Source organism: Cyanobium sp. LEGE 06113 (assembly GCF_015207615.1).
The window spans coordinates 313569-326886 of sequence record NZ_JADEWM010000002.1; the positions used below are offsets into that span (position 1 = coordinate 313569).

Sequence of the window (13318 nt, forward strand, 5' to 3'; positions counted from 1 at the left end):
CCGTCAACAGGCTTTTGGGTGGTTGCCGCAATCGTGACGTCAGGGCCGACGAAGTTCGAACAACTCAAGGCCAGCAGTGGTCACCTGCGCGAACCGCTGTTGAGCGAGCTGGGCAATCAGGCGCCCAACTTCACCGACAGCGCCGTCCAGATTCTCAAGTTCCACGGCAGCTACCAGCAGGACAACCGCGACAAGCGCCAGAAGGGCCACGACAAGGAGTGGCAGATGATGCTGCGCCTGCGCAACCCGGCTGGCCGCGTTCCGGCCCAGCTCTATCTCGCCATCGACGAGCTGGCCGATCGGCTCGGCAACGCCACCCTGCGGGTCACCACCCGCCAGGCCTTCCAGATGCATGGGGTGCGCAAGGAGAACCTCAAGGAGGTGATCGGCACGATCGTGCGCTCCCTGGGGTCCACCCTGGCCGCCTGTGGGGACATCAACCGCAACGTGATGGCGCCCGCCGCCCCCTACAGCACGGGCGGCTACCCGGCGGCCCGCGATCTCGCTGACGCCATCGCCGATCTGCTGGCTCCCCAGGCCGCCGAGGGCTCCTATCTCGACCTCTGGGTGGACGGCGATCTGAGCTACCGCATCAAGCCGAACCTGCCGGTGCGCCGCGCCAAGGCCCGCCAGGCCGAGGGCGCCGTGTTCAGCGGCGATGCCGCCGAGCCGCTCTATGGCGGCACCTATCTGCCGCGCAAATTCAAGGTGGCGGTCACGGTGCCCGGGGACAACTCGGTGGATCTGCTCACCCAGGACATCGGCCTGGTGCTGTTCTGCAACCCCCAGGGCCGGCCCCTGGCGGCCAACGTCTACGTGGGCGGCGGCATGGGCCGCACCCACAACAAGGAGGAGACCTTCGCCCGCACCGCCGATCCGCTCGGGTCAGTGGCCTACGAGCACATCCTCGATCTGGTGCAGGCGATCGTGGCTCTGCAGCGCGACCATGGCGACCGCGACCAACGCCGCCACGCGCGGATGAAGTACCTCATCCACGACCGGGGCGTGGACTGGTTCCGGCAGGAGCTGCAGCAGCGCTACTTCGCCCATCCGATCAAGGCCATGCGCCAGGAGCCCAAGCCAAGGCTGGAGGACTACCTGGGCTGGCATCGCCAGAGCCCCGGGCTCTGGTTCGTGGGCCTGCCGGTGCTCTGCGGCCGCATCGGCGGCGAGCTCAAGCGTGGCCTGCGTCACCTCGTGGACACCTACAAGCTGGATCTGCGGCTCACGCCCAACCAGGATCTGCTGCTCTGCAACATCGGCACCGCCCAGAAGGCCAGCATCCGGGCCGAGCTGATCGCCCTCGGCTTCGAGACACCGGACGCGCCGCCCCCCCTGGAGCGCCATGCCCTGGCCTGCCCGGCCCTGCCCCTGTGCGGCCTGGCCGTCACCGAGGCCGAGCGCATCCTGCCCGATGTGATCGGCCGGCTCGACACCCTGATGCAGGGGCTCGCCATCAGCAAGCCGGTGCTGGTGCGCATGACCGGCTGCCCCAACGGCTGCGCCCGGCCCTACATGGCGGAGATCGGGCTGGTGGGCAGCGGCGTCAACCAGTACCAGCTGTGGCTGGGCGGCACCCCCAACCTCAGTCGGCTGGCGGAGCCCTATCTCGAGAAGATGCCCCTCGACGACCTGGAGCAGACCCTCGAGCCGCTGCTGCGAGCCTGGCAGGACGCCGGGGGCCGGCTGAGCTTCGGTGACTTCGTGGCCAGAAGCGGACGGCCTGCTGTGCAGGCCCTGCTGGCTTCGGCCTGACGTGGGCACCGTTCCGCGGCGCGGCCGCTCCTGCGGCCCCCCCCCCGTGTGGGCCGCATCGCTTGCCCTGGCCCTGCTCAGCTCCGCCACTGTCACCCCCCTGGCCGCCCAGGGCCGGAGGTCGCCAGCGCCGCCCCCCTCCACACCGACGATCTATGACCCTGATCCGCTCAGCTGCCAAGCCGAGGCGATCCGCGAGGCGTTCGAGCGCCACCTGGAGCCCTTTGCCGACCAGAGTCCGGCCGTGATCGCCCGGCTCAGGACCCTGCAGGGGGAGATGACGGCGTCAAGCCTGCGACGCTGCGTGGCCAAGGGCCTGATGCAGCGCGATGAGGCCAACGCGCTCTACCTGGAGCTGATGGCGCCGGCATCCTCCTCCGCGCCGCCGGCCACCGCTCAGCCCGGCTCCGGCTCCACCCTTCCGTAGCAGGCCTGGGCTTCGCCCCGGCTCCAGGCCCAGAGCTGATCGCCCCAGCTGAAGTGCCACCACTCATTCGGGTGCTGGGCAAAGCCGGCCTGCTGCAGCACCTGACGCAACAGACGCCGTCGCCTGTGGCAGCCCCGCGCCCAGGTGCGCTGGGCCGGCTTGGCCGCTCCCTGGGCCACAGCCTCGAAGTGGTCCGGTGAGGACACAGGCCCGATGGCGTCGATCGCCGAGCCCATGTCGAGGGGCAAACCCCGATGGTCAACCAGGGTGAGATCCACGGCTGCGCCGGTGCTGTGGGGGGCGGGGCAGCTGGATCCTCATCAGGATCGGCCCAGAAGCGCCCCACCTCCGCCGTCAGGGCCTCCCGGACAGGGCTGGTTTCGGCCGGATCCACGCCGCGCTTGCGGCAGAGCTCAAGCATGGTGTGCTCCACCATGAAGGCCTGCACGGCCAGGGGGCGCCAGCCATCAAAGATGGCCAGTCGCCAGTCGGGCTGCTGTTCCTGCAGAGCCTCCTGGGAGTCGAGCAGTCGGTCGATCACCTCCTGGCGTAGCTGAAAGGGCGATCCTCCAGGGCCGTAGGGAGCCCCCAGGGCTGTGTAGGGGTGGGGTTCCAGGCGCAACAGGTTGGGCGGCAGGGGAACCAGGGGGTCCCGCCGCGGCTCGATGGGGACGGAATTCCAGGGACGCCGCGGCATCGCCACTCCAGTGCAGCCTTCAGTGTGGCCTGACGGCGTGCCGCTGCGTTCAGCGGGCCTCGGCCCTCAGTTCAGCCGGGCTCCTGCAGTCAGCCTGGCGCGCTGGCTCTGCAGCATGGCCAGGAGCCGGGGGTGACGCTCCAGGGATGGGTCCTCCGCCAGGATCCGCCCCCCCACGTCGCGGGCCTGCTCCAGCACCGCTCCGTCGTCGATGAGGCTGGCCAGGGCCAGATCAGGCAGGCCCGACTGGCGCGTGCCCAGCACCTGGCCAGGCCCCCGCAGGCGCAGGTCCATCTCGGCGATCTCGAAGCCATCGCTGGAGCGCACCAGCACATCGAGCCGCTGCCGGGCCAGGGCCTGGCGGCTGTCGTTGATGAGCAGGCAGTGGGACGCTGCCGCGCCCCGGCCCACCCGGCCCCTGAGCTGGTGCAGCTGGGCGAGCCCGAAGCGCTCGGCGTGCTCCACCACCATCACGCTCGCCTCCGGCACATCCACACCCACTTCCACCACGGTGGTGCTCACCAGCACCTGGCTCTCCCCCCGCGCAAAGGCCTGGAGAGTGGCCTGCTTGTCGGGACCTGCCAGGCGGCCATGCAGCAGGCCCACCTGCAGCTCCGGGAACACCTCCTCGCTGAGCTGGCGGTGCACGGCCACGGCGGAGCGGAGGTCGAGCTTTTCAGACTCCTCCACCAGGGGCAGCACCACGTAGGCGCGCTGGCCCCTGGCCACCTCCTCCCGGATCAGCTCGTAGGCGAGCTGGCGCTCGCCGGCGCGCAGCAGGCGCGTCTGAATCGGCGTGCGGCCCGGCGGCAGGCCGTCGATCTGGCTCACCTCCAGGTCGCCGTGCACCGACAGGGCCAGGGTGCGGGGAATCGGCGTGGCCGTCATGGTGAGCAGGTGGGGCTGGAGGCCCTTGGCCAGCAACCGGTTGCGCTGGGCCACGCCGAAGCGGTGCTGTTCATCCACCACCACCAGCCCGAGCCGGGCGAAGGCCACGGGATCTTCCAGCAGGGCATGGGTGCCCACCAGCAGCTGCAGGGTGCCCTGGGTCAGGTCGCTGAGCAGCTGGCGGCGCAGGCGGGCGGGGGTGGAGCCGGAGAGCAGCCCGCAGGTCACGTGCAGCTGGGGCAGCCAGCCGCAGAGCTTCTGGTAATGCTGCTCCGCCAGCACCTCAGTGGGGGCCATCAGGGCCCCCTGGCAGCCGGCGTCGATGGCGGTGAGCAGGGCGGCGATCGCCACCACGGTCTTGCCGCTGCCCACGTCCCCCTGCAGCAGCCGGGCCATCGCCTGGGGACGGGCCAGATCGGCGCGGATTTCCTCCAGCACGCGCCGCTGGGCCGCGGTGAGCTGGAAGGGCAGCAGCTCCAGGAACCTCGCCACCAGGCTGTTCCTGCTGGGGCTCTGCAGGGGTGGGGAGGGCCGCTGAGTGAGGGCGCGGCGGCGCTGCAGCAGGCCGAGCTGCAGCAGCAGAAATTCATCGAACACCAGCCGCTGGCGGCTGGCCCTGAGGCTCTCCTGATCCCGGGGGGCATGGATCTGGCGCAGGGCCTCAGGCCTGGCCATCAGCCCTTCAGCGCGGCGCAGAGGGGGCGGCAGGGGGTCTCCCCACGACTCCACCAGAGGCAGCACGCTGGCCACGGCCTGGCGCAGCCGGTCGGCCCCGAGGCCCTCAGTGAGCCCGTAGACCGGCAACAACCGGCCGATCGCCTCGGAGCGCAGGGGCGCCTGGGGGCTCTCCAACACTTCGATCAGCGGGTCCTGAAAGGCCGGGCCATAGGGCGTCTCGCGCACCAGACCGCTCACGGCCAGGCTGGCGCCCGGCGGGTAGAGGCGCTGCTGGCTCTTCAGCCAGCCCGGGCTGGTGAAGCGCTTGCCGGCCATGAAGCGACTCACCCGCAGGCGACCGGTGGGATCGCTGAGCTGCAGCTCCAGGATCGCCAGGTTGGGGTTACGGGGGCTGGCGAAGGCGTGGCAGCGGCGCACCGTGGCCACGATCGTGGCGGTGCTGCCAGCCCGCAGCCCCTCGATGCGCACCAGGTTGGCGTAGTCGAGGTAGTCGCGGGGGTAGTAGTGCACCAGGTCGCGCACCACGAACAGCCCCAGCTGAGCCAGCCGGGCTGCCGTGCGTGGACCGACGCCACGGATCTCCCCCAGGGGCGTGTCGGGGAGCAGGCCGCCGGCAGCCGTGGGCGTTGGCGGCGGTGCCGCAGCCATGAGCCGCAGCCGGGGCGGCCCCATCGGCCTGGCTGGCTCCAGGCCCTGGCGCAGTTGGTGCAGATGTTGGCGGCAGTCGCGCACCAGGCTCTGGCGCCGCGCCAAACTCAGCTCCGCGTAGCCAGCAAAGGCAGCCGCGAGTTCGAGGCAGCGGGAGTGGCCGGCAGTGATCTCCTGGGGCGGGGCCTGGAGGCTGCGGGCCAGAAAGCCGCTGAACCGCTCCCGCCGCCCGAGCAGATCGGCGAAACCACGCTCACTTTCGAGCAGCAACGCCTGCTGCAGGAGGCGCAGCCACTCGATGGCTGGGGCAGGGCCCGGCGAGCCAGGCGTGGCGTCTAGGGGTTGCCCGGGGGGGGGCGACCGGTGGACTCCCGGTTGTCCTCCAGCCACAGCTGCTCCGCCTCCAGGATTCGTACCCGCCGCTGGACCCGGCGGTAACGCTGCGCCATTCTGCGCACCTCCAGGCCGTGTTGCTGCAGCCGCTGCCGGCAGGTGCGCAGGCGAGGGTTCTCCAACTCCAGATCAGCGAGCCGCAGCAGCACGGCCGCCAGGACGATGGAGGGTCCCGAGCCGTTCTCCTCCGCCGGCACCTGCAAGCGCAGCAGGTTGGGGGGAGCCGGCAGCACGTCCACCTCACCCTGCAGGGCCGCATCGAGCAGGCCCACGGGCAACAACCCCGGTGTCACACCCAGCCGCAGGCCATCGACGTTGAGGGCATGGGAGAGATTGCGCAGCCGCCGGCTGAGCGCATTCTCGTAGCCCTCCAGCCAGATGAGCAGGTCGATGGGGTCGGTGGGCAGGCGGCTGCCGCTCCAGGGGTGGCGGGCGTCCTGCTCACGGTCGGCCTGCTGCCAGGGCGGGCCCGCCGCGCCGCCGTGGCCATCGCTGCCGCCGGCATCAGCATCGGTCGGTGCGGGGCCCTCTGGGCGCTCGGTCTCGAGAGCCTCGGAGAAGGCCTGCAGCATGGCCTGGAGGCTCTGAGCCGGGCCCGCATCCGCTGGGGGCTGCTCGGCTGGGGCTGGCTCCGATGGCGCAGGCTCGGGGGGAGAGGGCTCGATGGAGTTCTGGTGGGCAGGCTCAGGCCTGACATCCGGGCTGAATCCGGGATTGAACCCAGCACCCGAACCTGGGCCGAGCCCCTGCAGCAGGCCTGTCAGATCGGGGCCGCTTGAGCCCAGCCGCTGGAGATCGATCGGCGGCTCCAGACCCAGCTCGATCGAGCGGCCCGACCGGCTGGAGCCCTCGGGGGTGCCGGATTCAGTTCGGCCGGGCTCCTGGGCCAGGGAGTCCTGGAACCGGGCCCGTTCCTCCTGGGCCTGACGCTGGCGCAGCCGTGCCATCTGGGCCGCCATGGCCGCCACCTGCTCCACCGTCAGCAGGGTCTTGGCCCGCCTGGCCAGGTCGGCCATGCGCAGGTGCCACTGCCGGCGCTGCCGGGCGGAGAGATTGGCGTAGCGCTCCGGCTCGATCTGGGTGGCCAGATGAAAGCAGGCCTGCTGAATCGCATTCAGCAGAGCGTCTCTGAGCACCTGGAGGTAGAGAGCCAGGTGGCGGTAGAGCTCGGGGTTGGATTGCTCCAGCCCCGCCCTGATGGCGCCGAGTCTGCGGTGGGCATCCTGGAGTGCTTCCACGGCAGGGGGGGCGGAACGGTCCGCTGGGATGGATCGGATCGGGTCGAGGTCCAGCAGATCAGGAGGCCTGCATGGCGGCCACCTCGGCGGCGAAGTCCATTGCTTCACTTCAATCCCCTCACCGAGATTGAAGCGTACGAACCGTCGCACCTGGATGTTCTCCCCCACCTTGCCGGCCACCTGCTTGACCAGTTCAGCCACACTGAGGGTGTTGTCCTTGATGTAGGGCTGATCCATCAGGGCCAGTTCCTTGAGGCGCTTACCGATCCGGCCGGCCACGATCCTTTCCTTCATCTCCTCCTTCTTGCCGGCCAGATCATCGCGGCCCATCTCGATCTGCTTTTCCCGCTCAGCGATCTGAACTGGAATCGCATCGGTGTTCACGTACTCCACCGAGGGGCAGGCTGCGATCTGCATCGCCACATTGCGGATCAGCTCCTGGAAGATTTCGCCGCGGGCCACGAAATCGGTTTCGCAGTTCACCTCCACCAGCACGCCAACCCGCGCGCCGGTGTGGATGTAGGAGCCGATGGCGCCTTCGGCAGCGGTGCGGCCCGATTTTTTCTCAGCGGAGGCGATGCCCTTCTGGCGCAGCCACTCGATCGCTTTGTCGGCATCTCCCTTGGTTTCGGTGAGCGCCTTCTTGCAATCCATCATGCCGGCGCCGGTCTTGTCGCGCAGGTCTTTGACCAGCTTTGCTGAAATCTCAGCCATGGGTGAGGAACTCAGGGTGAAAGGGTAGTCAGGGGGCGGAGCGTGGGCTCCGGCTCAGGCTGGTCTGCTCAGGCCTCGTCGTTCTGACCCTGCTCGCCGCCGTGGCGGCCTTCGTTGATGGCATCAGCCAGCCGGCCCAGCACCAGTTGCACCGAACGCACGGCGTCGTCGTTGCAGGGGATCGGCACGTCGCAGAGATCGGGGTCGCAGTTGGTGTCGAGCATCGACACCAGGGGGATATCGAGCTTGCGGGCCTCGAGCACGGCGTTGGTTTCACGGCGCTGATCCACCAGCACCACCACATCGGGCAGGCGCCGCATGCTCTTCAGGCCACCCAGATATTTCTGCAGGCGGTCGAGCTCGCGGCGCAGCACAGCCCCTTCCTTCTTGGGACGCATGGCGATCGCGCCTGAGGCCTCCATGCGCTCCAGATCCTTGAGCCGCTCGATCCGGGCCCGCATCGTGGTCCAGTTGGTGAGCATGCCGCCCAGCCAGCGCTGGTTCACATAGGCGGCGCCGCAACGGCTGGCCTCCAGGGCGATCACTTCGGAGGCCTGCTTCTTGGTGCCCACGAACAGGAAACGCTTGCCACTGCGAGCCGCACTGCGGACCCACTTGTAGGCGTTATTCATGCAGACAGCAGTCTGCACGAGATCGATGATATGAACCCCATTGCGCGCGCAGTAGATGTAGCGCGACATCTTGGGATTCCAGCGACGGGTCTGGTGCCCAAAGTGGGCGCCAGCCTCCATCATTTCGGAGAGAGTGACAACAGCCATGGTGTGGGGGGTTTCGGGTTTGCCTCCACCTGCCTAGGGATCGAAGCGCTCCACTCTCCGCAGACAGCACCGATTGCGGTGGCGTCCCCGGTTGGGTTGGAGCCCGTGATCACCCGAAACACGCAGGTGTGCGGAATGAAGTTGGACCAGAGCACCTTATCAAAGCGATGCCTCACGGACCCTGGAACATGCGCTCAGGCCAGGCCCTGGCGCCGTGCCTCCAGCTGCAGGGTGCGCACCCCGAGGCGATTGAGAGGAATCCGCAAGAGTTCAAGCGCCAGGGCCGCCCGATCGCGGCGCACCAGCCAGGCCAGCACCGGCCTGAGGCTGCGCTCATTCAGCAGGCCGCCCAGGGTGAGCAGCTCCCAGAGCAGGCGGTGATACCAGGTGAACTGGGTGATCATCCGCACCCGCTGGCTGGGGTGCTTGCGGAAGAACACCAGGGCCATCCTGGCCCGCTCCCTCTCCACCCGGATCAGGTCGGCGATCTGCTCCAGCCGGAAGGCCGGGTGCCAGTGGTAGCCCACGGCCTCGGGGCAGCGGATCAGCGCCACCCCCAGGCGCCGGAGCCGTTCGCCCAGCTCGAGATCCTCCCAGCCATAGAGCTGAAAACCTGTGTCGAACAGCCCGGCCTGCTCCAGCAGCTCGCGGGCGATGGCCACATTGCCGGTGGCGAAATAGGCCCAGGAATGATCCCGCAGCTTGTGGCGCTCCGCCGTGGGCTCGTTGAAGTTGGAGGTGTTGATCACAGCCCCGTAGGTGAAGCAGCGCTGGTGGCCGAGGCGCTGCCAGGCCTGCTCCAGAGCCTGGGTGTGGCAGAGCAGGAAGCACGGGGTCACCACCAGGTCGCTGTCGATGAACACCACCACCTCGCCCCGGGCGGCCTCAACGCCGCGGTTGCGGCCCGCGGCCGCACCGCCATGGCTCTGCTGCAGCAGGCGCACGTGCGGCAGGGCCGCCGCCTCGGCCTCGATCCAGGCCACGGTGGCGTCGGTGGAGCCGTCATCCACCACCACCACCTCGTAGTCGCCTGCGCTGGCAGGAAAATCCTGCTGCTCCAGGGCCGCCAGGCACTTCTGCAGGATCGGCAGGCGGTTGTAGGTCGGGATGACAACGCTGAGAAACATGAACCCGCTGCAGCGCACCGAACCGGCCGCCATGACCTGGCCACCATCATCATGGTCTGGGCATCACGGTCTGGTCTTCAGGCTCGAGGGCAGGGCCAAGAGAAAGGGACCCCTCGGGGTCCCTGCTCTGGCGCGGAGAGCTGTTCAGCCACCGAGCCACTCGCCAGCCAGGCCGACTGATCAGTCGGCGGCGCCGCCGTTGTTGGCCGTGCCGGTCACGCCGTTACCCACGCCTTCACCGCGACCATCGTTGCGCAGCTTGCGCTTCTTGAACTTGCGCGCGTAGGCGCGGTTGCGTTCCTGTTTTTCCTTCTTCAGATTCCTGCGCTTGGACATACGGGAGGCATCGTGGGGGTTGAGATGACTGGATCCTACTCACCGCCCTTCCCTCAAGGGCCGACGGCCCCCGCCAGCTCCAGGGAGGCCTCGGCCAGCCGGCCATCCTCCATCTGCAGCAGCCGATCGGCCACATCGAGAATGCGGGGGTCGTGGGTCACCATCAGCACGCCGCAGCCCTGCTCGCGGGCCAGGCGGCGCAGCAGCCCCACCACCTCACGGCCGCTCTGGCTGTCGAGGGCGGCGGTGGGTTCATCGGCCAGCAGCAACTGGGGCTGGGCGGCCAGGGCCCGGGCGATCGCCACCCGCTGCTTCTGGCCGCCGGAGAGGTCGTGGGGCAGCTTGTTGAGGTGGTCGCCCAGGCCCACCGCCCGCAGCCACTCGCGCGCCTGATCGCGGCGGGCGCGGTAGCCCAGGCCCGGCAGCAGGTCTGCCCCCATCTGCACATTCTGCTCGGCAGTGAGGCAGCGCAGCAGGTTATGGCCCTGGAAGATCATGCCGATGCGTTGGCGCAGCTGCTGACGGATCGAACGACCCGCCCCGTGCAGCTCGCAGCCGAACAGGCGCACCGAGCCCTCCTGCACCTTGCGCAGGGCTCCCACCAGGGTGAGCAGGGTGGTCTTGCCGCAGCCGGAGGGCCCCGTGAGCAGCACCACCTCCCCTGGCGCGATGGTCAGCGTCACGTCCTGGAGCACCCTGCGGCGCATCTCTGCCTCGCCATACCAATGGCTCAGGCCCTCAACGGCCACCAGGGGCTCACTCGGGGATCGGGCCATCAGAAGATCTCAGCGGGGTCGGCGTCACCGAGGCGGCGCATGGCCAGGGCCGCCGATCCCAGGCACATCACCAGGATCATGCTGAACACCACCGTGGCCCGAACGCTGTTCATGGCCACGGGCAGGTTGGTGCCGTTGCGCACCAGGGCGTAGAGGCCCAGGCCGGCGGCATAGGCCGGCAGGTAGCCCAGCACCGCCAGAATCAGGCCCTCCCGCGCCACCACCCCCAGCAGAATCGGCAGCCGATAGCCCATGGCCATCAACGTGGCGTACTCAGGCAGGTGGTCGCTCACATCGGAATAGAGGATCTGGTACACAATCACGCAGCCCACGACGAAGCCCATGGCGGCCCCCAGGGTGAAGATGAAGCCGATCGCCGTGCTGGTGCGCCAGTAGGTCTTCTCGAACTCCTCGAAGCCCGCCTTGGTGAACAGCCGCACGTCGCTGGGCAGGCTGCTCTCCAGGCGCTGGCGGGTCGCCTCGATGTCACTGCCGGGCCGCAGCCGGATCAGGCCCAGTTCGATGCTGCCCGGGGGCGTGCCCGGCAGCAGCTGCAGGAAGGTCTCGCGGCTGGTGAGGATGTTGCCGTCCGCGCCGAAGGAGGGGCCCAGGGTCACCAGCCCCGACACCCGCACCCGGGTGCCCGCCACTTCGGTTTCCACCGTGCGGCCCTGCTTGAACCACTCGGCGATCGGGCCGAACTCCGGCCTGGAGCGCTCATCGAACAGCACCCGCCCTTTCTGGGTGAGGCTGCGGGCCTTCTCAGCGAGTTCCGGGTCGAGGAACAGGGGATCGGCCGGCTCGAAGCCCAGGGCCAGGATCGAGCGGGTGTTGCCGCTCACGGGGTTGCGCCAGAGCAGCAGGTTCCAGTGCACGGGGGTGGCGCCCTGCACGGCGGGATCCCCCATGGCCTGGATCAGCCGGCGCCGGGGAAAGCCAGCCATGCCGATCGAGCTCATGGTGCGGGGGCTCATCATCACCAGATCGGCGTCGAAGAGCTTGTGGATCGTGACGCTGGCGTCGAACAGCCCATCGCGGAAACCCAGCTGCATGAACATCAGGATCCCCGCGAAGGAGATGCCCGCCAGGGCCACCGCCAGCCGCAGGGGCTGGCGGGAGAGCAGCAGCCAGGCCAGGGGAATCCGGCGCGCTTGCCAGAGGCGCTGCAACATCAGGGGGTGAAGCGGGCGATCAGCTTGAGGCCCGTGCGGTCGCGCACCCGCTGGGCATCATCGGGGTCGAGCTTCACCCGCACCTCCACGATGCGGGCGTCCACGTCGCCGGTGGGATCGGTCTCGAGCACGGCCCTCTGGCGCACCTGGGGACTGATTCGCACCACCTCGCCGCTGAGCTTGCCCTCGAAGCCGCCGTTTTCGCTGGTCATGCTCACGGCCTGCCCCAGCCGCACCCGGTTGATGTCGCTCTCGTAGACCTCGATCAAGGCCTCCATGCGCTGGTTCGCCCCCAGTTCGAGCACGCCGTCTTCACCCGGGCGCTCGCCGACCCGCGAATGGAGCCGCAGCACCGTGCCGCTGATCGGGGCCCTGAGCGAGGTGAGCTTCAGATCGGCCTCAAGGCGATCGCGCTCGGCCAGGGCCTCCTGCAGCTGACCTTCGAGCTCGAGCAGGGTGGTTTCGCGGGTGTCGAGTTCACCGCTCGGAATGGCGCCCTGGCGGCTCAGGGAGCGGTAGCGGGCGATGTCGCGGGTCTGCACGGTGAGGCGGCTGCGCAGATTGGCGATGCGCACCTCCACCACGCGGCGCTGGGCCTGCAGCGGGGCGGCCGTGTCAAACACCGCCAGCAGGTCGCCGGCGCTCACCGCATCGCCCTCCTGCACCAGCAGACGTGTGATGCGAGGACTGCCGCCGATGCCGCTGATCGGGGCGGCCAGGCTGCGCACCTCGCCGCTCGGATCGAGACGGCCCAGGGCCGCGACCGCCTCCGGGGCGGCGGGCCGCTCAGCGCTGCCAGCGGTCTGGGCCGGCATCGACGTGGACGCAGTCCTCAGCCGCTGCGCCACGGCCCAACCCACCAGCACCACCAGCACGGTGCCGCCCACAGCCAGAAGGAGCCTGCGCCGGGAGGTTTCCACACCCAGCAGCTTCACAGGGCCGGTGGATCGTCGAAAAGCAGCTCTTCGATGTAGCGGTCGGCCCAGTCCGGGCTGAAGGCCTTCTCCAGCACCCGCCGTGTCTTGTCGTTTTGTTTCTGTTGCTTGCAGTACCGGAGCTGGCCGTTCCATCGACCGACGGTAGCGGGGTCGTCCAGGGGCTGAGGCGGGGTGTCCCGCAGCGCGGCGGTGAGCACCTCCAGCACCTCGTCCACCTCGTCGATGAACGCCTGCTCCTCCTCCGGACCCACGGGGCGGATGAAGCGCACATGGGGCGAAAAGATCGAGCCCCAGCCGGGCAGCTCCCGCTCCTGGGCGTAGCTGCGCCGGGGGCGAGCCGCGAGGGCCGCCTCGATGGCTCCAGGCAGGGCATCGTCCACGGGGGAGAGATCCACGATCGCGGCCGACACCCCGGCCGGTCCGGCCACGATGTCGGCACCGAACACCGGCAGGTCGAAGCGGGGGTCGGGGAAGAGCACGCAGTGCAGGATCTGCAGCCCCGCCCCCAGCCGGGCGGTCTCGAGGTGCAGCTTGCGCAGGCCGCGGCACTGGCGCAGCTCGTTTCGGATGAACAGTTTCTCCCCATCGAGGCTGCCGCTGATGGCCTCGAGGTCGGGGTCGATCGCCAGGGGGGCCAGTTCAGGCATGCGGCCCCAGCTGGCGCGGATGCGCCCGGCCAGGGCATCCACCAGGGGATGAATGCCCCCGGACTGGGCGCCGCTGCGGGCAGATCCGGCGTCGACGGTGCTCAC

At 69.4% G+C, this 13318-nt stretch carries 12 protein-coding genes and 1 pseudogene; 2 read left to right on the forward strand and 11 right to left on the reverse strand.

Features of this window, described 5'->3' with window-relative positions:
• The first annotated feature begins 18 nt into the window (after nucleotides 1-18).
• Nucleotides 19-1755 (forward strand): sulfite reductase, ferredoxin dependent, encoded by a 1737-nt coding sequence (gene sir / locus IQ220_RS05670; protein WP_370561688.1) that lies wholly within the window; start codon nucleotides 19-21, stop codon nucleotides 1753-1755.
• 1 nt (nucleotide 1756) lies between these two features.
• Nucleotides 1757-2182, forward strand: a complete 426-nt coding sequence (locus IQ220_RS05675; RefSeq protein WP_193913510.1) for a hypothetical protein — start codon at nucleotides 1757-1759, stop codon at nucleotides 2180-2182.
• On the opposite strand, the gene IQ220_RS16465 is transcribed toward IQ220_RS05675, so the two are convergent.
• The 11 genes and pseudogenes from IQ220_RS16465 to IQ220_RS05730 form a co-directional block, all read right to left on the reverse strand.
• The gene (locus IQ220_RS16465) at nucleotides 2152-2460 is read right to left on the reverse strand and encodes a M15 family metallopeptidase (RefSeq protein WP_370566341.1); all 309 of its coding nucleotides are present in this window, start codon (nucleotides 2458-2460) and stop codon (nucleotides 2152-2154) included. The genes IQ220_RS05675 and IQ220_RS16465 overlap by 31 nt on opposite strands.
• Nucleotides 2461-2945: 485 nt before the next feature.
• A complete protein-coding gene (gene recG / locus IQ220_RS05685; protein ID WP_193913730.1) occupies nucleotides 2946-5384 on the reverse strand; it encodes an ATP-dependent DNA helicase RecG in 2439 nt (812 codons plus the stop codon).
• A gap of 44 nt (nucleotides 5385-5428) precedes the next feature.
• A complete protein-coding gene (locus IQ220_RS05690) occupies nucleotides 5429-6724 on the reverse strand; it encodes a hypothetical protein (protein WP_193913512.1) in 1296 nt (431 codons plus the stop codon).
• 58 nt (nucleotides 6725-6782) lie between these two features.
• Nucleotides 6783-7438 (reverse strand): annotated as a pseudogene (gene tsf, locus IQ220_RS05695) (translation elongation factor Ts).
• Nucleotides 7439-7506: 68 nt separating this feature from the next.
• Nucleotides 7507-8217 (reverse strand): 30S ribosomal protein S2, encoded by a 711-nt coding sequence (gene rpsB / locus IQ220_RS05700; protein WP_186699783.1) that lies wholly within the window; start codon nucleotides 8215-8217, stop codon nucleotides 7507-7509.
• Between the two features lie 194 nt (nucleotides 8218-8411).
• Nucleotides 8412-9344 (reverse strand): glycosyltransferase family 2 protein, encoded by a 933-nt coding sequence (locus IQ220_RS05705; RefSeq protein ID WP_193913514.1) that lies wholly within the window; start codon nucleotides 9342-9344, stop codon nucleotides 8412-8414.
• Nucleotides 9345-9524: 180 nt separating this feature from the next.
• Nucleotides 9525-9680: a hypothetical protein gene (locus IQ220_RS05710; RefSeq protein ID WP_186699787.1), complete on the reverse strand. Its 156-nt coding sequence runs from the start codon at nucleotides 9678-9680 to the stop codon at nucleotides 9525-9527.
• 53 nt (nucleotides 9681-9733) lie between these two features.
• Entirely contained in the window at nucleotides 9734-10456 is a 723-nt protein-coding gene (locus IQ220_RS05715; RefSeq protein WP_186699789.1) for a DevA family ABC transporter ATP-binding protein, read from the reverse strand.
• Nucleotides 10456-11628 carry an ABC transporter permease DevC gene (gene devC / locus IQ220_RS05720; RefSeq protein ID WP_193913516.1) on the reverse strand — a complete coding sequence of 391 codons (1173 nt, stop codon included), beginning with the start codon at nucleotides 11626-11628 and terminating at the stop codon, nucleotides 10456-10458. The genes IQ220_RS05715 and devC overlap by 1 nt, the downstream gene beginning before the upstream one ends.
• Nucleotides 11628-12563, reverse strand: a complete 936-nt coding sequence (locus IQ220_RS05725; RefSeq protein ID WP_370566342.1) for an HlyD family efflux transporter periplasmic adaptor subunit — start codon at nucleotides 12561-12563, stop codon at nucleotides 11628-11630. Before IQ220_RS05725 ends, devC begins: the two co-directional genes overlap by 1 nt.
• Nucleotides 12560-13318, reverse strand: coding sequence for a phycocyanobilin:ferredoxin oxidoreductase (locus IQ220_RS05730; RefSeq protein ID WP_370566343.1), 759 nt, complete (start codon nucleotides 13316-13318; stop codon nucleotides 12560-12562). The genes IQ220_RS05725 and IQ220_RS05730 overlap by 4 nt, the downstream gene beginning before the upstream one ends.

Coding starts and splice junctions, on each gene's coding strand:
- IQ220_RS05705 (WP_193913514.1), bottom strand. CDS start 9,344: ATGTTTCTCAGCGTTGTCATCCCGACCTACAACCGCCTGCCGATCCTG.
- devC (WP_193913516.1), bottom strand. CDS start 11,628: ATGTTGCAGCGCCTCTGGCAAGCGCGCCGGATTCCCCTGGCCTGGCTG.
- IQ220_RS05710 (WP_186699787.1), bottom strand. CDS start 9,680: ATGTCCAAGCGCAGGAATCTGAAGAAGGAAAAACAGGAACGCAACCGC.
- rpsB (WP_186699783.1), bottom strand. CDS start 8,217: ATGGCTGTTGTCACTCTCTCCGAAATGATGGAGGCTGGCGCCCACTTT.
- IQ220_RS05715 (WP_186699789.1), bottom strand. CDS start 10,456: ATGGCCCGATCCCCGAGTGAGCCCCTGGTGGCCGTTGAGGGCCTGAGC.